At 61.0% G+C, this 17,526-nt stretch carries 17 protein-coding genes; 12 read left to right on the top strand and 5 right to left on the bottom strand.

Annotated elements, in window-relative coordinates; translation table 11 throughout:
- The first annotated feature begins 54 nt into the window (after window positions 1-54).
- The gene (gene rfbB / locus ACM6JM_RS29570; RefSeq protein WP_085666949.1) at window positions 55-1,137 is read left to right on the top strand and encodes a dTDP-glucose 4,6-dehydratase; all 1,083 of its coding nucleotides are present in this window, start codon (window positions 55-57) and stop codon (window positions 1,135-1,137) included.
- A 42-nt stretch (window positions 1,138-1,179) separates the two neighbouring features.
- Window positions 1,180-2,103 carry a glucose-1-phosphate thymidylyltransferase RfbA gene (gene rfbA, locus ACM6JM_RS29565; RefSeq protein ID WP_011332341.1) on the top strand — a complete coding sequence of 308 codons (924 nt, stop codon included), beginning with the start codon at window positions 1,180-1,182 and terminating at the stop codon, window positions 2,101-2,103.
- Between the two features lie 36 nt (window positions 2,104-2,139).
- Here the strand turns inward: rfbA and ACM6JM_RS29560 are convergent, their stop codons facing one another.
- Window positions 2,140-3,276 carry an LLM class flavin-dependent oxidoreductase gene (locus ACM6JM_RS29560; protein ID WP_039772929.1) on the bottom strand — a complete coding sequence of 379 codons (1,137 nt, stop codon included), beginning with the start codon at window positions 3,274-3,276 and terminating at the stop codon, window positions 2,140-2,142.
- A gap of 125 nt (window positions 3,277-3,401) precedes the next feature.
- Between ACM6JM_RS29560 and ACM6JM_RS29555 the strand changes: the two genes are divergently transcribed.
- The 7 genes from ACM6JM_RS29555 to ACM6JM_RS29525 all read left to right on the top strand — a co-directional run bounded on the left by ACM6JM_RS29555 (window position 3,402) and on the right by ACM6JM_RS29525 (window position 12,596).
- Complete coding sequence (locus ACM6JM_RS29555; protein ID WP_256587092.1) at window positions 3,402-4,307, top strand: NAD(P)-dependent oxidoreductase; 906 nt, start codon at window positions 3,402-3,404, stop codon at window positions 4,305-4,307.
- A 232-nt stretch (window positions 4,308-4,539) separates the two neighbouring features.
- Entirely contained in the window at window positions 4,540-5,697 is a 1,158-nt protein-coding gene (locus tag ACM6JM_RS29550; protein ID WP_103387301.1) for an oxidoreductase, read from the top strand.
- Window positions 5,698-5,832: 135 nt separating this feature from the next.
- The gene (locus tag ACM6JM_RS29545) at window positions 5,833-6,933 is read left to right on the top strand and encodes an efflux RND transporter periplasmic adaptor subunit (protein WP_039772925.1); all 1,101 of its coding nucleotides are present in this window, start codon (window positions 5,833-5,835) and stop codon (window positions 6,931-6,933) included.
- Window positions 6,930-10,007 carry a MexW/MexI family multidrug efflux RND transporter permease subunit gene (locus ACM6JM_RS29540; RefSeq protein WP_011332346.1) on the top strand — a complete coding sequence of 1,026 codons (3,078 nt, stop codon included), beginning with the start codon at window positions 6,930-6,932 and terminating at the stop codon, window positions 10,005-10,007. Before ACM6JM_RS29545 ends, ACM6JM_RS29540 begins: the two co-directional genes overlap by 4 nt.
- 9 nt (window positions 10,008-10,016) lie before the next feature.
- Window positions 10,017-11,468 (top strand): efflux transporter outer membrane subunit, encoded by a 1,452-nt coding sequence (locus ACM6JM_RS29535; protein WP_414882940.1) that lies wholly within the window; start codon window positions 10,017-10,019, stop codon window positions 11,466-11,468.
- A 130-nt stretch (window positions 11,469-11,598) separates the two neighbouring features.
- The gene (locus ACM6JM_RS29530; protein WP_074691998.1) at window positions 11,599-11,964 is read left to right on the top strand and encodes an ArsR/SmtB family transcription factor; all 366 of its coding nucleotides are present in this window, start codon (window positions 11,599-11,601) and stop codon (window positions 11,962-11,964) included.
- A 74-nt stretch (window positions 11,965-12,038) separates the two neighbouring features.
- Window positions 12,039-12,596, top strand: a complete 558-nt coding sequence (locus ACM6JM_RS29525; RefSeq protein WP_414882939.1) for a chorismate--pyruvate lyase family protein — start codon at window positions 12,039-12,041, stop codon at window positions 12,594-12,596.
- 51 nt (window positions 12,597-12,647) lie between these two features.
- On the opposite strand, the gene ACM6JM_RS29520 is transcribed toward ACM6JM_RS29525, so the two are convergent.
- The 3 genes from ACM6JM_RS29520 to ACM6JM_RS29510 form a co-directional block, all read right to left on the bottom strand.
- A complete protein-coding gene (locus ACM6JM_RS29520; protein ID WP_085713206.1) occupies window positions 12,648-12,923 on the bottom strand; it encodes a helix-turn-helix domain-containing protein in 276 nt (91 codons plus the stop codon).
- Window positions 12,924-12,982: 59 nt separating this feature from the next.
- Complete coding sequence (locus tag ACM6JM_RS29515) at window positions 12,983-13,492, bottom strand: flavin reductase (RefSeq protein ID WP_007953834.1); 510 nt, start codon at window positions 13,490-13,492, stop codon at window positions 12,983-12,985.
- Between the two features lie 172 nt (window positions 13,493-13,664).
- Window positions 13,665-14,546: a LysR family transcriptional regulator gene (locus ACM6JM_RS29510; RefSeq protein ID WP_414882938.1), complete on the bottom strand. Its 882-nt coding sequence runs from the start codon at window positions 14,544-14,546 to the stop codon at window positions 13,665-13,667.
- Between the two features lie 142 nt (window positions 14,547-14,688).
- Between ACM6JM_RS29510 and ACM6JM_RS29505 the strand changes: the two genes are divergently transcribed.
- Window positions 14,689-15,453, top strand: a complete 765-nt coding sequence (locus ACM6JM_RS29505; protein WP_414882937.1) for a sulfite exporter TauE/SafE family protein — start codon at window positions 14,689-14,691, stop codon at window positions 15,451-15,453.
- On the opposite strand, the gene ACM6JM_RS29500 is transcribed toward ACM6JM_RS29505, so the two are convergent.
- The gene (locus tag ACM6JM_RS29500; protein WP_007953825.1) at window positions 15,443-15,757 is read right to left on the bottom strand and encodes a putative quinol monooxygenase; all 315 of its coding nucleotides are present in this window, start codon (window positions 15,755-15,757) and stop codon (window positions 15,443-15,445) included. The two genes, ACM6JM_RS29505 and ACM6JM_RS29500, sit on opposite strands and share 11 nt — an antisense overlap.
- A gap of 202 nt (window positions 15,758-15,959) precedes the next feature.
- Here ACM6JM_RS29500 and ACM6JM_RS29495 point away from each other — a divergent pair, with 202 nt between their 5' ends.
- Together ACM6JM_RS29495 and ACM6JM_RS29490 are read left to right on the top strand one after the other, a co-directional pair.
- Window positions 15,960-16,550 (top strand): NAD(P)H-dependent oxidoreductase, encoded by a 591-nt coding sequence (locus ACM6JM_RS29495; RefSeq protein ID WP_414882936.1) that lies wholly within the window; start codon window positions 15,960-15,962, stop codon window positions 16,548-16,550.
- Between the two features lie 60 nt (window positions 16,551-16,610).
- Window positions 16,611-17,522 (top strand): LysR substrate-binding domain-containing protein, encoded by a 912-nt coding sequence (locus ACM6JM_RS29490; protein WP_414882935.1) that lies wholly within the window; start codon window positions 16,611-16,613, stop codon window positions 17,520-17,522.
- Window positions 17,523-17,526: the final 4 nt, after the last annotated feature.

Genomic DNA, 17,526 nt, shown 5'->3' with positions numbered 1-17,526 from the left:
CCCGCACACAGCATCGAAGGACGTTAAGTCATCATTTTGCCAGGGGAGGCGCTGATGAAAATTTTAGTGACAGGGGGCGCGGGCTTCATTGGCTCGGCCGTGGTGCGGTTTCTGATTGAAGAGACCGAATGTGAAGTGATCAACGTCGACAAACTGACCTACGCCGGCAACCTGGAATCGCTGGCCGATGTATCCGATTCGCCGCGTTACCGTTTCTGCCAGGTCGACATCTGCGACAAGCCGGCGCTGGACGAGCTGTTCGCACGGCTGCAGCCGGATGCGGTGATGCATCTGGCCGCCGAGTCCCACGTTGACCGCTCGATTGATGGCCCGCAAGCCTTCATCGAAACCAATATTGTCGGTACCTACACCCTGCTCGAAGCCGCGCGTGGTTACTGGAACCGACTGGATGCGGCGCGTCAGGCGGCGTTCCGTTTCCATCACATTTCCACCGACGAAGTGTACGGCGACCTGGAGCCTGAAGATCCGGCGTTCACCGAGCGTACGGCGTATGCGCCAAGTTCGCCGTACTCGGCAACCAAGGCCGGTTCCGATCATCTGGTCCGCGCCTGGCATCGCACTTTCGGCCTGCCGGTGGTGATGAGCAATTGCTCGAACAATTACGGGCCGTATCACTTCCCGGAAAAACTGATTCCTCACGTCATTCTCAATGCGCTGCAAGGCAAGCCGTTGCCGGTGTACGGCGATGGCGCGCAGATCCGCGACTGGCTGTTCGTCGAGGATCACGCCCGCGCCCTGTATGCGGTGGTCACGCGCGGTGAGGTCGGGCAGACCTACAACATCGGCGGCCACAACGAGAAGACCAACCTGGAAGTGGTGCACACCTTGTGCGATCTGCTTGAAGCGCGCGGTGCGGAAAAACCGGCGGGCGTTGCGCACTTCCGCGACCTGATCACCTTCGTCAAGGATCGTCCGGGCCACGACAAACGCTACGCCGTCGATGCCGGAAAAATCCACGCGACGCTCGGCTGGACGCCGCAGGAAACCTTCGAAAGCGGCATGCAGAAAACCGTCGACTGGTATCTGGACAACCGCGCCTGGTGGGTGCGGGTGATGTCGGGTGCCTACGCACTGGAGCGCCTCGGCGAGCAACGCGACGAAGCCCTCGTGGCCTGAACATTCAGTCATTCAAATCTCACTGCTTGAAAGGAAAAAAGCATGGCCAAGTACAAAGGAATTCTGCTGGCGGGCGGCGCCGGTTCGCGTCTGCACCCGATCACTTTGGGCGTCTCGAAACAGTCGCTGCCGGTGTATGACAAACCGATGATCTACTACCCGCTGTCGGTGCTGATGCTGGCGGAAATCCGCGAGATCCTGATCATCTCCACCCCGGAAGATCTGCCGGGCTTTCAGCGCATGCTCGGCGACGGCAGCCAGTTGGGCCTGAGCCTGAGCTACGCGGTGCAACCGAGCCCGGACGGTCTCGCTCAAGCGTTCATCATCGGTCGCGAATTCGTCGGTGAAGACAACGTCTGCCTGGTGCTCGGCGACAATATTTTCTACGGCGCCGGTTTCGGTGAAACCCTGCTGCAAGCGGCGGCGCGTGATGAAGGCGCGACGGTGTTCGGCTACTACGTGGCCGATCCCGAGCGCTTTGGCGTGGTGGAATTCGATGCTGCCGGCAAGGCCCTGAGCATCTGCGAAAAACCGAGCGATCCAAAGTCCAACTACGCCGTCACCGGCCTGTATTTCTACGACAACGAAGTGCTGCAGATTGCCGCTGACATCAAGCCGTCGCCGCGCGGCGAGCTGGAGATCACTGACGTCAACAACGTCTATCTGCAACGCGGCAAATTGAACGTGTCAGTGATGGGCCGTGGCATGGCCTGGCTCGACACCGGCACCCACGACGCGTTGATGGAAGCGGGCAATTTCGTCCAGGCCATCGAGAAACGCCAGGGCCTGAAAATCGCCTGCCTCGAAGAAATCGCCTACCACAAGGGCTGGATCGACGACGCGCAGTTGCTGGTGCATGCGGGCAGCATGAGCAAGACCGGTTACGGTCAGTATCTGGCCCGTTTGATCCACGATGACGTGGTGGTGGCGATGGATGCGCAGCGCCCGTTGAAAGGCGCTGCCTGATCAAGTGTGGGAGCGGGCTTGCTCGCTCCCACAGGTTCAGTGGCCGGTCACGCTGTCGAGTTGGGCAGCTTTGACCGTGGCGCGTGGATCGGCCGACGGAGTTTGCAAACGGGCCAGTCGATTGGCATGCGTCGGCGCTTCGGCCGCCAGCGGCGAGCGGCGTTTGCGGGTTTCTTCACGCAGCACCGGCAACACTTCCTTGCCGAACATGTCGAGTTGTTCCAGCACGGTTTTCAGCGGAATGCCGCCATGGTCGAACAGGAACAGCTGGCGCTGATAGTCGCCGAAGTACTCGCGGAAGGTCAGGGTCTTGTCGATGATTTCCTGAGGGCTGCCGACGGCCAGCGGGGTCATTTCCATGAACTCTTCCAGCGACGGGCCATGGCCGTACACCGGGGCGTTGTCGAAGTAGGGACGGAACTCCCGGCGCGCATCCTGCGAGTTGCGACGCATGAAAATATGCCCGCCGAGGCCGACGATCGCCTGCTCCGGCGTGCCGTGACCGTAATGGGCAAACCGTGCGCGGTAGAACTCGACCAGCGCCATGAAATGCTCACGGGGCCAGAGGATGTGGCTGGCAAAAAAACCGTCGCCGTAATAAGCGGCCTGCTCGGCGATTTCCGGGGTGCGGATCGAGCCGTGCCAGACGAAGGGCGGCAGGTCATCGAGGGGCCTGGGGATTGAGGTGAAGTTTTTCAGCGGGGTGCGAAAGCGTCCGCTCCAGTTGAGGTCTTCTTCGCGCCAGAGACGATGCAGCAGGCGATAGTTCTCCATCGCCAGTGGCAGACCGTCGGCGATGCTCTTGCCGAACCAGGGATAGACCGGTGCGGTGTTGCCCCGGCCGAGCATCAGGTCCATGCGCCCGCCACAGAGGTTTTGCAGCAGCGAATACTCTTCGGCCAGGCGAACCGGATCGTTGGTGCTGATCAGGGTGGTGGACGTCGAAAGAATGATGCGTTGGGTCTTGGCTGCGATGTAGGCCAGCAGCGTGGTGGGAGAGGAGGTGATGAACGGAGGATTGTGGTGTTCGCCGGTGGCGAACACGTCCAGTCCGATGTCTTCGGCCTTCTGCGCAATTTGCAGGGTGGCCTGGATGCGCTCGGATTCGCTGGGGGTACGGGCGTTGGTAGGGTCTTGTGTGACGTCGCCAACGGTGTAAATCCCGAATTGCATAAAGCCTCCTTGCCTTGGGTAAAGGTGTGTTTGAAACCCTTGCCGCGAAGAATGAATCGTCGCGGCACTTGAAATGTACGCCTGTACACGTACAATCGCAATTCTGCATCATCGTCTGAACGGCTTTGAACACCTCATCGAGAGAGGAACGCGACATGGAACTGGGATTTATCGGTCTGGGCACGATGGGCGCACCGATGGTGCTGAACCTGCTGAAAGCCGGGCATCGGGTCCGCGTGTGGAATCGTTCGACGGCACCGCTGGAAGCACTGGCCAAGGCCGGCGCCGAAGCTGTCGAGACACCGGCGCTGGCGGCGCAGGCCGAGGTGCTGATTTCCATGCTCGGCGATGACACGGCGATCCGCTCGGTGTTCTTCGACGCCAAGGCGCTGGACGGTCTGCAGGCCGGCAGCGTGCACGTCAACATGTCCACGGTGTCCGTGGCGCTGGCCAAAGAACTGGCGGCCGTGCATGAAGCGCGTGGCGTCGGTTACGTGTCGGCACCGGTGCTGGGGCGGGTCGATGTGGCGGCTGCCGGCAATCTGAACATTCTCGCCTCCGGGCCCGTCGAAGCACTGGCTCGGGTACAGCCGTTGTTCGATGTGCTTGGGCGCAAGACCTGGACGCTCGGCGACACGGCCGAGGTGGCCTGCGCTGCCAAACTGTCGGCCAACCTGATGATCGCCTCGGCAATCGAATCCATGGCCGAAGCCTCGACCCTGGCCGGCGGCTATGGCATCAGTCGCGAGGCGTTCATCGAGATGATCACCTCGACCCTGTTTGCCGTGCCGGTCTATCAGGGCTACGGCAAGCTGATGGTCGATGAAACATTCGAGCCGGCGGGTTTCAAATTGTCGCTCGGTCTCAAGGACGTGCGCCTGGCGCTGGAAGCCGGTGAAGCGGCGCAGGTACCGCTGCCGTTTGCCAGCGTGTTGAAGGACAACCTGCTGGACGGCATGGCCCATGGTCAGGCCGATCAGGACTGGGCTTCACTGGCGAAAGTCAGTGACCGGCGCGCCGGCGTGAAGTAATCCAAAAGTTTCAAGCAACGTAACTTGTGCGCAAGTTACGTTGGCCTTTTGCGCCTTGCGTTATTGTCGGACAGTGATTGCTCTTTTATTGGGAAATGAAAGAAGTCTGATAATAGTGCTTGTAAAATGTACGACTGTAGACGTACATTTTTATCGGGGTTTAACAACAATAAAAAGTTCTGTCTGTTTTTTTCGTCTGCTGATCGTAAATAAATAATAGCTAGGAGCCGTTATGAAAAATCTAATGCAATGGAACAGCCTTCCCTCCGAATCCAATGAATGGCTCGAGAAGGTGCGTGCACTGAATCCGCTGATTATTCAGCACCGCGATTACAGCGAGCAGACCAATGCGACGCACAAGGATGTGATGTCCCGATTCTTCAAGGAAGGTTTTGGCCGCACCTCGGTATCCAAGGCGTTCGGCGGGTCCCAGGTCGATATCCAGACCACCTCGGCCCTGCTGCTGGAATTCGCCCGGTTTGACGCCTCGCTGTCCTGGCAGCTGGCGGTGCAAGTGGCGATGGGGCGCCTGTCGGACTACCTGCCGGAAGCCACTTCCGAAGCGATCTACAACCACTGCGACGGTTTCGTGATCGGCGCCATCCACTCCGGTGGCGAAGCGCTGCCGATGGGCGACGAGTACCTGCTGAGCGGCAAATGGGCGTTCGCCAGCGGCTCGGCCCACGCCGACTGGCTGGTCTGCACCGCCACCGTCAAAGGCACCGAAAACAACACTAATCCGGAAGTGCGGATGTTCTTCGTGCCCGCCAGCCAATGCACCATCCTGCCGACCTGGGACACCCTGGGCATGCGCGGCACCGGCAGCCATCACTTCCAGTGCTCCAACGTGATCGTCCACAAGTCATTCTCGCTGGATGTCGAAACCCTCAAGCAATCCCCCGAAGCGCGCAGCTCCCGGGCCTACGCCACCGGTTACTACGAGTTCGGCACCCTGGCGGCGATGTCCACCGTGCTGGGCGTGGCCCGGGCTGCGGTCGATCACTTCCGCAATGACCGCGCCGTGAACACCGATCCGGGCCTGGAAGGGGTGATCTTCGAGAAGACCGGTCGCGCCATATCCTCGGTGCATACCGCACAACTGCTGCTGGAAGATGCGATCCATCAGGTGATCAACCGGGGTGAAACCATCGGCGAACCGGTCAGCGCCCGCGTCGGCCTGGCAGCCTCGGTGCTGACCGAGAACTCGGTCAATGCGGTCAACCAGATCTACTCGATGGCCGGTTCCAAAGCCGTCTACAAGTCGCACTTCCTGGAGCGTTGCTTCCGCGATATTCACACCGGCTCGAAGCACTTCACGTTGTCGCCTTTGAACTTGCACGGTATCGGCAAGTATTACCTGGATAAAACCAACGTACTGGCCGCGGCGTAACAGCGGATAAATAAAGCGGGCGCGTTTACAAGTGAAAGTTCACAGGGATCGATAGCGCGCCCGTCTTTAGTTGCACCTTTATTTTCTTAAAACTCAAACTTTTGTGCTCGCAGCAAAGAGTCAAGGGAGTGCCACATGCTTGCTCGAAACATTATCAAGTCGCTGATCTTTATTGTTCTTGTGGTGGTGTTATCCGCTGCACTGGGCTGGCGTTTCTGGTCGCCGCCACCGGCGGCGGCCGAGCAACGGATCCCCAGCACCCGGGTCGGTCTGGCCGTAGTCAAAAAGCAGCCTTACACCTACTACCTCGAGGCCATCGGCAAACTCGAAGCCCAGCGTCAGGTGCTGGTGTCGGCTGAAGTCAGCGGCAAAGTGGTGGATATCGATTTCGAGTCCGGCGATGAAGTGAAGGCGGGGCAAGTGCTGCTCAAGCTCAACGACGCGCCGGAGCAAGGCGAACTGGTGCGCCTGAAAGGCGAGTACGAATCGGCCAAGGCCCAGTTCGCACGGGTTCAGGAACTGGCCAAGACGGGCGCCGAAAGCCGTCGCGCCTTCGACAGTGCCCGCGCTCAATACGACGCGGCGAAAGGCGACATGGAGCGCATGCAGGCGCAGATCGCTCAACGGCATATCCGCGCGCCGTTCGCCGGCACCCTAGGCATTCGCCAGGCGCACCTGGGCCAATACCTTCAGGCCGGCAGCGCGGTGGCAACCCTGACCGATCCGGGCGTGCTGCGCGTCAACTTCACCCTCGCCGAGCGCGATGGCTCGCAAGTGCAACTGGGCCAGACCGTGCAGGCCAAGGTCGATGCCTGGGGTGATGTGACCTTCGCCGGGAAGATCGTCGCGGTCGATCCGCAGATCAACCAGTCCCACACCATCAACGTTCAAGCGGTCATCACCGACACGCAAAAACGCCTGCGTCCCGGCATGTACGCACGGGTCTCGGTGACCCTGCCGCAGACCGCCGAGCTGCTGATTCCGGAAACCGCGATCACCTACAACGCCTACGGCGAAAGCGTGTTCTCGGTCTACACCGACGAGGCCGGGGTGCAGAAGGTCAAGCGTGAAAGCATCAAGGTCGGCGAGCGCCGCGATGGCTGGGCGGTGGTCGACAAGGGCCTGACCGAAGGCGTGCAAGTGGTGACGTCCGGCCAGCTCAAACTCCACGACGGCGTGGCGGTGGAAGGTGTCCCGGACACGATTGCTCTTAAACTCAGTGGGCTGGAAAAATGAATTTCACCGACCTCTTTCTTCGCCGCCCGGTGCTGGCCGTGGTGGTCAGCACGCTGATCCTGCTGTTCGGGGTGCGTGCGCTGATGAACCTGCCGATCCGCCAGTACCCGATGCTGGAAACGTCGACCATCACGGTCACGACCCAATATCCCGGCGCCTCTTCGGAACTGATGCAAGGCTTCGTCACGCAACCGATCAGCCAGGCCGTGGCCTCGGTCGAGGGCATCGACTATCTGTCGTCAGCCTCGACCCAGGGCCGCAGCCAGGTGACGATCCGCATGGCACTCAACAGTGACTCCATCGCGGCGCTGACCGAGGTCATGGCCAAGGTTAACCAGATCAAATACCGCTTGCCGAAGGACGCCTACGACCCGGTGGTGGAGCGCACGTCCGGCGGTTTCACCAGCGTGGCCTACGTCGCGTTCGCCAGCTCCAACCTGACCATTCCGGAGATGTCGGATTACATCTCCCGCGTCGTCGAGCCGATGTTCGCCGGCATCGAAGGCGTGGCCAAGATCAACATCATGGGCGAGCAGAAATTGTCCATGCGCCTGTGGCTCGACCCGCAGCGTCTGGCCGGTTACGGCATGACCGGGCAGGACGTGTCGGCGGCGATCGAGGGCAACAACTTCCAGGCGGCGCCGGGTCAGGTCAAAGGCCTGTACGTGGTCAGCAACCTGCGGGTCAACACCGACCTAAACAGCGTCGAAGACTTCCGCGACATGGTGCTGCGCAACGACAACGGCCACATCATCCGTGTGCGAGACGTCGGCACCGTGGAGCTGAACGCCGCCTCCACCGACACCAGTGGCGCGATGAGCGATGTGCCGGCGCTGTTCCTCGGCCTGGACGCGGCGCCGACCGGCAACCCGCTGGTGATCGTCAAACGCGTGCGTGAATTGCTGCCGCAGATCCAGGAAACCCTGCCACCGGGCGTGACCGTGCAGATCCCGTTCGAAGTGGCGCATTTCATTCAGTCGTCGATCGACGAGGTGAGCTACACCCTGCTCGAAGCGCTGGTGATCGTGGTGCTGGTGATCTACCTGTGCCTGGGCACGTTCCGCACTGTGCTGATTCCGCTGGTGACGATTCCGCTGTCGATGCTCGGCGCGGCGATGCTGATGCAGATGTTCGGCTTCAGCCTCAACCTGCTGACCTTGCTGGCGATGGTTTTGGCCATCGGGCTGGTGGTTGACGACGCCATCGTCGTGGTGGAGAACGTCCACCGTCACATCGAAGAGGGCAAGAGCCCGTTCGAAGCGGCGCTGATCGGCGCGCGCGAAGTGGCGGGTCCGGTGGTGGCGATGACCTTCACCCTGGCGGCGGTGTATGCGCCGATCGGTCTGATGGGCGGCCTCACCGGCACGCTGTTCAAGGAGTTCGCGCTGACCCTGGCCGGCGCCGTGGTGATTTCCGGCATCGTCGCGCTGACCCTGTCGCCGATCATGAGTACCCGTCTGCTGGACGCGAAAACCAGCGAAGGTTTCATGGCGGTCAAGGCAGATCGATTCTTCCAGTACCTGTCCCGTCGTTATGGCGCGCTGCTCGGCGGTTCGCTGGCGCGGCGCTGGATCAGTCTGAGCGTGGCGCTGGTGATCTTCTTCAGCCTGCCGTTCCTCTATCGCTCGGCGCAGACCGAACTGGCGCCGCTGGAAGACCAGAACATCCTGCTGACCGCGATCAAGGCGCCGCAGCACGCCAACCTGAATTACCTCGAGGCCTACGCCCACGAGTTGTACAAGACCTTCAACGAAATCCCCGAGGGTTACAGCAACTGGGTGGCGAACGGTTCCGACGGTCTGTCCAACAGCGTCGGCGGGATCAACCTGGTGGACTGGGAAAAGCGCGGCCGCGATGCCAACACCATCCAGCCTGACTTGCAGGCGCGGGTGAACCAGATCGAAGGCACGAGCATTTTCGTGTTCCAGATGCCGCCGCTGCCGGGCTCTACCGGTGGTCTGCCGGTGCAGATGGTGATCCGCAGCGATCAGGAATACCTGGCGCTGTACAACGTGATGGATCAGCTCAAGCAGGCCGCGCAGGCCAGCGGTCTGTTCGCGGTGGTCGACAGTGATCTGGACTTCAACAACCCGGTGGTGGAAATCCAGGTTGACCGGGCCAAGGCCAACGCCCTGGGCATCCGCATGCAGGACATCGGCGAAACGCTGAACAGCCTGATCGGTGAGAAGTACGTCAACCGGTTCTCGTTCCATGGTCGCTCCTACGACGTGATCCCGCAGTCGGTGTCGGCGGACCGGCTGACCCCGGAAACCCTGAAGCTGTATTACGTGAAGGACCAGAAGGGCAATCCGGTGCCGCTGTCGACGCTGGCCACTCTCAGCGTCAAGGTCGAGCCGAATCGCCTGACCCAGTTCAACCAGCAGAACTCCGCCACGTTCCAGGCCATTCCGGCGCCGGGCGTGACGTTGGGTGATGCAGTGGGCTTCCTGCAAAAACAATCGGAAGGCTTCCCGGCCGGCTTCAGTTTCGACTGGCAGTCCGACGCCCGCCAATACGTGCAGGAAGGCAACAGCCTGGCGTTCACCTTCGGCCTGGCCCTTGTGATCATCTATCTGGTTCTGAGCGTGCAGTACGAGAGCTTCCGCGACCCGTTCATCATTCTGATCAGCGTGCCGCTGTCGATCTGCGGGGCCCTGGTGCCGCTGGCGCTGGGCATGACGTCGATGAACATCTACACCCAGATCGGCCTGATCACGCTGATCGGTCTGATCAGTAAGCACGGGATTCTTATGGTTGCGTTCGCCAACGAGTTGCAGCGCCAGCAAGGCATGGACCGCGTGCAAGCCATTCAGCATGCCGCGCAGGTGCGTCTGCGGCCGATCCTGATGACCACGGCTGCCATGGTGGTCGGCCTCGCGCCGCTGTTGTTCGCCAGCGGTGCCGGCGCCAACAGCCGCTTCGGCCTGGGCCTGGTGATTGTGGTGGGGATGCTGATCGGCACCTTGTTCACCCTGTTCATTCTGCCGTCGGTGTACACGCTGCTCAGTTCGATCAAGCAACCGAGCCACGCACCCGAAGCCGAACCGGCCGGTGTGCCGCAACCCATCCTGTGAGGACGTGACATGCATTCGATTACACGTTTGATGCTGGCGCCGCTGGCGGCGTCCATTCTGTTGGCGGCGGGTTGTGTGAACTACGCCGGGATCGATCATCAGGGCAAATTGCTGGCGGTCGGCGATGCGCCGTCCGACAGCCTGAAAGACAAACTGCCGCCGGCCCAATGGCCGCGTGCGGACTGGTGGACATCGCTGGGTGACCCACGTCTGGGTGCGCTGATCGAAGAGGCGTATGCCAGCAACCCGGACTTGCAGGAAGTCGCTGCCCGGGTCGCCAAGGCCAACGCATTTCTCGACCTGCGCGACGCCGAGCGTTATCCCGAAATGGACGCGTCGGCGGGTGTCACTCGCGGTCGGCTGTCGCGCTTCGAGGACTACAGCGGCGAGGGCCACAAGTATTTCACCGCACGCAATCTGGCGGTCAATTTCGGCTATACCTTCGACCTCTGGGGCGGCCAGCGTGCCGCCTGGGAATCGGCGCTCAACAGCGCACGAGCGGCGGAAGTCGATCTGCAATCGTCGCGGCTGATTCTCGCGGTCAACGTGGTCAAGGCTTACAACCAGTTGGCGTATGCGTGGCAGGTCTCGGAGCTCAATCAACGGGATCTCGAACGCCTGAGCAAACTGGTGGAGCTGACGGATTCACGTTACGGCTCGGGCCTCGACAACCTGTCGCAACTCAAGCAGGTGCAGAGCCTCAAGGCGCGTTCGGAATCGACGTTGATCGGCGCCAACGAAGACATCGAAATCGCCCGTCTTCAACTGTCGGCGCTGATCGGCAAGGGCGTTGACCGTGCGCACACGCTTGATCGGCCATCGAATCTGCAAGCCAGTGTGGTGGCCTTGCCGGCGCAGTTGCCAGCCCAGTTGTTGGGCCGTCGTCCGGACATCGTCGCCGCACGCTGGCGCGTGGAGGCCGAGACTAAAAACGTCGAGGCGGTGAAGACCACGTTCTACCCGAACATCAATCTGGTGGCAGCGGCCGGGTCCCATGCATTGACCGGTGATGCGCTGTTCGCCGGGGTCAGCAAGTTCTGGAATGTGGCGCCGACGGTGTCGCTGCCGATCTTCGATGCCGGGCGCCTGCGCTCGGATCTCAAGGCCGGCAATGCCGAACTCGACAGCTCCATCGCGCAGTACAACCGGGTGCTGAATTCGGCCCTGCACGAGGTGGCGATTTCGGTGACGCAGTTGCGTTCGTTCGAGCAGCAGATCGTCGTGCAGCGCGATGCCTGTGCGATTGCCCAGTCGTCTTACGATCTGTCGCAGTCGCGCTACAAGGCCGGGGAGGACACGTTCCTCGATGCGCTTAACATCGAGCAACAATTGATTCAGGACGAAATGCGCCTGGCCTTCCTCAACAGCAAGCACATCGACAGCTCGGTTTCGTTGATGGCAGCGCTGGGCGGCGGGTTCCAGGCGCCTGCGCTGGAGACCGCGCAGAGCAGCAATTTGTAGTTGTTTTGCGGGACGCCGCCTCCGGGGCGGCTGTCGCGGGGAAAAAACATCTTGTGTATAGTCTTACTGTTCTCGTATAGACGAATACAAGACGGATTTTTCCCGCCTATATCATCAAGGGTACCTACCTATGAACGTCCCGAATCATCCCAATCAGGATCAGATCCTTCTGGAAAATGTGCTGTCCGCATTGGGAAGCCCGCTGCGTCTGACCGTGTTGAAAGTATTGGCCGATGGCCAGGAACATCCGTGCGGCCGGATCCTCAAGGGTGCATCGAAGTCGACCATGACCCACCACTGGCGGGTTCTGCGTGACAGCGGTCTGATTTGGCAGCGCCCTTACGGTCGGGAAAACCTGCTGTCCCTGCGTCGTGAAGACATGGACGTGCGTTTTCCGGGCCTGCTCGACTCGCTGCTGTCGGCGGTCAAGACCGATGAACAGACCATCAGCGTCATCAGCAAACACGAAGTGACCGAAGAAAACGGAGCCGAGTGACAGACACCGCCGGTGAAGGGTTGGCCTTCCACGGCAACCAACAATTCACCATCACCAGGAAGGTGTGAGCGGGTATGGATACAAGTCATTACTGGTCATCGCGACCGCTGTCGGAATTGACCGGCTCCGAGCATCACTGGCTGTTTTTGCCCGGGGCCTTGACCCCACGTCTGAAAGCCATGGGCGATTATTCAATCGAAGTCGTCGAGCAGTCCCATGGCCCGCTCAATCCTGAAGAAGCGCAAGCGCTGAACGTGCCGCCAAACACCATTGGTTGGGTGCGTGAGGTGGTGATGAAACTCGATGGCGAGGCCTGCGTCACCGCGCGCAGCCTGACCAGCGTGCCGGCACTGAATGGCGACTGGGCGGATCTGAACGGCTATGGCCGTCGACCGCTGGCCGAGATCCTCTACACCTCGGAGCAGACCCTGCGCGAACCCTTCCAATGTGCTTTGCTGCCGCCCGGCGCACCGTTGGCGGCGCTGTCCTATCGCTTCGCGCCACAGGCCAAACGTCTGCTGGCCCGGCGTTCGCGTTTCACCCGCAATGGCTCGGCGCTGCTGGTCAGCGAATGCTTTTTGCCGGCGTTCTGGGCTCGGGTCGAGTACGCTCAGGCGCTCAAGTCGGCCTGATGAAAAAAACCTGCGGAAGCGAACCCCCGCAGGTTTTTTTTCGCCGGTTTTTCAGAGCCGGATCACCGCTTCGATCTGCTTGATGGCCGGTGTCAGTGCTTGCGCCAGTTCCTCGGCCTTCGAGGTCGGGCGCATGGTTCGCGACGAGCGCAGAAACAACGGATCATCGAACCGCTTGCGCAGGCGTGCCAGCGATCCGCTGATGGCGGGTTGTTTGACGTGCAGACGTTCGGCCGTGCGGGACACGCTGCGTTCGCGGAACAGCACCAGGAAAATGATGATCAGGTTCAGGTCGATATCCGCGAAGTTGTCTTCATTGAATAGCATGGTTACATCCCTGTCATGACCCGCCGGCCGGCGTCAGCCGAGGCCGGCGGGTGTCTGGATCACTGCTCGGGTGCCAGGCGCAGTTCGTCGTTCAGACGGTAGTAACTGCGGTTGAAATAGACCAGGCCTTCCGTGGCCTCGCTGTGTTGCTGCAGTTCGAGGATTTCACAGTAGAAGATGCTGTGAGTGCCGACCTCGTCGACCTTGCTGACCCGGCAATCGAGGCTGACCAGCGCCTCTTCGATCACCGGCGAACCGGTCTTGAGGGTCTGGCAGTTCACGCTGGAAAAACGCTCCTGCATGCTCAACTGCCGATTGGCGAATGCGCCGGAGGTCGACTGGTGATCACCGGTCAGGACGTTCACGCACAGCACGCCATTGGTCTTGAAATGCTCGTGATTGGACGACGAGCGATTGACGCACACCAGCAGCGTCGGCGGTGAATCCGTCACGCTGCACACCGCCGACGCGGTAAAGCCGAAACGCCCCGCAGGGCCATCGGTCGTGACGATGGTGACGGCACTCCCCAGCATCGCCATTGCATTACGAAACTCCGTTGAATCAACCATCGCGTCACCTCATTCCATGTAGGTTTAATGGAGCCGATCCGTTCTTCCTTGTCCGTTGTCGTTGTGCGAAAACGGGTATCGGGCAACACGTTCGCTCTGGCGATATAGTACGTATGTATACGTACCTTGCAAGCTATTCCTTGTGCTTAATTTGCCGAAGAAAAAAACATGTTTACGGGAGTACCAAGGCTTGCAACAAGGCTGTGGCATAGGGCGGCAACGCGGCGATGTCGCGGGCACACAGCAACAGTTTGCGCCTGGCCCAGCCTTCATTCATCGGCAGGGTCTTGAAGGCTTGCGGCGCGGCGCGCTGAACCGCCGCCAGCGGCACGATGCCCAGGCCGGCACCTCGGGCCACCATGCGCATTACCCCGTCAAAGCCATCGGCACGGATGCGGATCTGCATCCGCGAGCCGCTGTGCAGCGCCTGCTCTTCCAGGTAAATCGCCAAAGCGCTGTCGGCCTGCAGCCCGACAAAGTCATGGCGCAGAGCGTCGCTGAAACTGACTTCAGTTGCGTCAGACAGTGGATGTTCCAAAGGCAGAATCAGCACCAGCGGATCATCGCGAAAGGCGCGGGTCTGCAAGTCGGTGGTGTCGATCGCGTCGGACACAATGCCCAGATCCGCCGCGCCCTGACGCAAGGCATGGGTGATGCGGGCGCTGGGCAGTTCCTGCAGATCGATGTCGAGGTTGGGATGCTCCCGCAGAAAATCCGCCAGCACCTCCGGCAGGTATTCACTGAGCGCCGTGGTGTTACACAGCAGGCGCACCTGACCTTTGACGCCGCGCGCGTACTCGGCCAGATCCTGTTGCAGACGTTCGGCCTGTTGCAGCATCACCCGCGCATGTTGCGCCAGGGCCTTGCCGGCCGGCGTCGGCGTGACCCCACGGCGCCCGCGCTCAAGGAACTCGGTGCCCAGCGAAGCTTCCATCGCCCGGATCCGCGCACTGGCCGCCGCCAGCGACAGATGACTGCGCGCGGCGCCAGCGGTGATGTTGCCGCTGTCGAGAATGTGCAGGAAAAGGCGCAGGTCGGTGAGGTCGAAGTGCATGGGGCAGCCTCAATATCAGTGGTATCGGTCCCGACGAAGAGGCCAGTGGCCGCAAAAAAATCTACTAGCCTCAGGCAGAGCGAGAGGCTGCCTCAGTGTATGACAGATTTTCAGTTCACCCGCGCAGGCGCACAGTATCGCCATGAACGCACTCGCAGATTTCTATCAAAACCTCGGTCTGGCCGTGTCGTTGCTGGTGATCGTGACTTTCGTCGTCGCCGGCATGATCAAGGGCGTGATCGGTCTTGGCCTGCCTACCGTCGCCATGGGGCTGCTCGGTCTGGCTATGGCACCGTCGCAGGCTGCGGCGTTGCTGATCATTCCGGCAACCCTCACCAACGTCTGGCAACTGGCGTTCGGCGGACATTTGCAGGGGCTGGTGAAACGGCTGTGGCCGATGCTGCTGGCGATCTTCCTCGGTACGGCCGTAGGCACCTTGTGGATCGGCATGGCCGGCGGGCATTGGGTGGTGCGCGGGCTCGGCGCGGCGCTGCTGCTCTATGCGTTGAGCGGATTGTTCCTGCCGACGCTGAGTGTCAGTCGCCGCCATGAACCATGGCTCGGCCCGCTGTGTGGCGTGATCACCGGCGTCATCACTTCGGCGACGGGTGTGTTCGTGATTCCCGCCGTCCCGTACATGCAGGCCCTGGGTTTGAGCCGCGATGAACTGGTGCAGGCGCTGGGCCTGTCCTTCACCGTATCGACCCTGGCATTGGCCGGCGGATTGCTCTGGCGCGGGTCGCTCGGCGGCGCAGAATTGAGCGCCTCGTTGCTGGCGCTGATCCCCGCTGTCCTCGGCATGCTGCTCGGCCAATGGCTGCGTCAGCGCATCAGTGCCGTGCTGTTCAGACGGGTGTTTTTTATCGGTCTGGGTGCGCTCGGCGCCCATCTGCTGATCAGCGGTTAGCGGACGAATCGCTGAGCATTTCAATCGGGCGGATATCGAAATCCCGCTCCAGGTATTCCATGCGCTGGGCCAGGAACTGCTGCATGTGCGGCAGGTTCGAGTGCACGTCCAGATGCGCCTGGCTTTCCCAGATCTCGTAGAAGATGAACAGGCTCGGGTCTTCCTTGTCGCGCAGCATGTGGTACTCGATGCAACCGGGTTCGGCGCGGCTCGGTTCGACGTAGGCGCGGAAAAACGCTTCGAAGGCTTCGGCTTTTTCCGGGCGGGTCTTGGCGTGCAGGATGAAACCCTGGCGTTCGCTCATCGCAAAAAACTCCTCAGATTCAGATGGCGGCCAATCCTACGGCAAAAATCGGCAATCGATTCGTGCGTTTTACTCAAATGATTTTTGCGCCGTCGGTGCTTATTCCGCGCGAGGCGGATCGCTAATCTGCCCGCCATTCCATTTTTCCACTTCTCCATCCAGCGCTCTGCGCTGCGCATCGGAATCCGATCGAGGCTCTCCCATGAAAAAAGTGCTGTTGCTCAATGGCGGTAAAAAATTCGCCCACTCCGACGGTCGCTACAACACCACCCTGCACGAAGCAGCGTTGAGGGTGCTGGATCGTGGCGGTCTCGACGTCAAGACCACCTTCATCGACGAGGGTTACGACGTCGCTGAAGAGGTCGCCAAATTCCTCTGGGCCGACGTGATCATTTATCAGATGCCGGGCTGGTGGATGGGCGCACCGTGGACCGTGAAAAAGTACATCGACGAAGTCTTCACCGAAGGCCACGGCAGCCTCTACGCCAGCGACGGTCGCACCCGTTCGGATTCTTCGCAGAAGTACGGCAGCGGCGGTCTGATCCACGGCAAGCAATACATGCTGTCGCTGACCTGGAACGCACCGCAGCAGGCGTTCGATGACCCGACCGACTTTTTCGAAGCCAAAGGCGTGGACGCCGTGTACTTCCCGTTCCACAAGGCCAACCAGTTCCTCGGCATGACCGGCCTGCCGACGTTCCTTTGTGTGGACGTGATGAAACGTCCAAACATCGAAGCGGATGTGGCGCGTTACGAGCAGCATCTGAGCGAGGTGTTTGGCCTCAAGGCCTGACGCTCGGCTACTATCGAAGGCCTGAGCTTGCGCAGCAGGCCTTTCGATTCGAGGACACCCGTGAAAGCCAGATCCGATGAGTTGCAGATTTTCGTCTGCGTGATCGAATGCGGTTCGATCTCCGCCGCCGCCGAGCAGGTCGGACAGACGCCGTCGGCCGTCAGCCGCACGCTGTCGCGGCTGGAAGCCAAGCTCGACACCACGCTGATCAACCGCACCACTCGGCGCATGGACCTGACCGAGGAGGGCAAGTACTTCTTCGAACAGGCCAAGCTGATCCTCGATCAGATGGACCAGCTCGAAGAGCGCCTGTCTTCGCGCCAGCAGACGCCATCAGGACGACTGCGGATCAACGCCGCGTCGCCGTTCATGCTCCACGCCGTCGTGCCGTACATCGACGAATTCCGCCGGCTGTACCCGGACATCCAGCTCGAACTCAACAGCAATGACCTGATCATTGACCTGCTGGAGCAAAGCACCGACGTCGCCATCCGCATCGGCACCCTCGCTGATTCGACGTTGCATGCCCGCTCACTGGGTTGCAGTCCGCTGCTGATCGTCGCCAGTCCCGCGTATCTGGAAAGACACGGCGCGCCGCTCCAAGTGGCCGACCTGAGCGAACACACGTTGCTCGGCTTCACCCAGAACGAAGGTCTCAACCAGTGGCCGCTGCGTTACGTGCACGGCGACCGCTGGCCGATCACCCCGGCGATCAGCGCCTCCAGCGGCGAGACGGTTCGCCATCTCGCGCTGCAAGGCCAGGGCATCGCCTGCCTCTCGCATTTCATGACCATCGACGATATTCGCGCCGGACGCCTCAAGGTGTTGCTGGCGGAATTCAACAGCGGTTATCGCCAGCCGATCAACGCGGTGTACTACCGCAACTCGCAATTGGCGCTGCGCATCCAGTGCTTCCTCGACTTCATCCAGAGCAAACTGGCGGCTTACGCCAGCGCCGATTTCAAGGGCTGATTCG

It is taken from the genome of Pseudomonas sp. IT-P2 (genome assembly GCF_949767575.1).
GTDB classification, from domain to species: domain Bacteria; phylum Pseudomonadota; class Gammaproteobacteria; order Pseudomonadales; family Pseudomonadaceae; genus Aquipseudomonas; species Aquipseudomonas pharyngis.
The sequence above is the reverse complement of the archived record's forward strand: the minus strand, read 5'-3'. Positions and strand labels throughout refer to the sequence as shown.

Coding starts and splice junctions, on each gene's coding strand:
- rfbB (WP_085666949.1), top strand. CDS start 55: ATGAAAATTTTAGTGACAGGGGGCGCGGGCTTCATTGGCTCGGCCGTG.
- rfbA (WP_011332341.1), top strand. CDS start 1,180: ATGGCCAAGTACAAAGGAATTCTGCTGGCGGGCGGCGCCGGTTCGCGT.
- ACM6JM_RS29560 (WP_039772929.1), bottom strand. CDS start 3,276: ATGCAATTCGGGATTTACACCGTTGGCGACGTCACACAAGACCCTACC.
- ACM6JM_RS29550 (WP_103387301.1), top strand. CDS start 4,540: ATGAAAAATCTAATGCAATGGAACAGCCTTCCCTCCGAATCCAATGAA.
- ACM6JM_RS29545 (WP_039772925.1), top strand. CDS start 5,833: ATGCTTGCTCGAAACATTATCAAGTCGCTGATCTTTATTGTTCTTGTG.
- ACM6JM_RS29540 (WP_011332346.1), top strand. CDS start 6,930: ATGAATTTCACCGACCTCTTTCTTCGCCGCCCGGTGCTGGCCGTGGTG.
- ACM6JM_RS29535 (WP_414882940.1), top strand. CDS start 10,017: ATGCATTCGATTACACGTTTGATGCTGGCGCCGCTGGCGGCGTCCATT.
- ACM6JM_RS29530 (WP_074691998.1), top strand. CDS start 11,599: ATGAACGTCCCGAATCATCCCAATCAGGATCAGATCCTTCTGGAAAAT.
- ACM6JM_RS29525 (WP_414882939.1), top strand. CDS start 12,039: ATGGATACAAGTCATTACTGGTCATCGCGACCGCTGTCGGAATTGACC.
- ACM6JM_RS29520 (WP_085713206.1), bottom strand. CDS start 12,923: ATGCTATTCAATGAAGACAACTTCGCGGATATCGACCTGAACCTGATC.
- ACM6JM_RS29515 (WP_007953834.1), bottom strand. CDS start 13,492: ATGGTTGATTCAACGGAGTTTCGTAATGCAATGGCGATGCTGGGGAGT.
- ACM6JM_RS29510 (WP_414882938.1), bottom strand. CDS start 14,546: ATGCACTTCGACCTCACCGACCTGCGCCTTTTCCTGCACATTCTCGAC.
- ACM6JM_RS29505 (WP_414882937.1), top strand. CDS start 14,689: ATGAACGCACTCGCAGATTTCTATCAAAACCTCGGTCTGGCCGTGTCG.
- ACM6JM_RS29500 (WP_007953825.1), bottom strand. CDS start 15,757: ATGAGCGAACGCCAGGGTTTCATCCTGCACGCCAAGACCCGCCCGGAA.
- ACM6JM_RS29495 (WP_414882936.1), top strand. CDS start 15,960: ATGAAAAAAGTGCTGTTGCTCAATGGCGGTAAAAAATTCGCCCACTCC.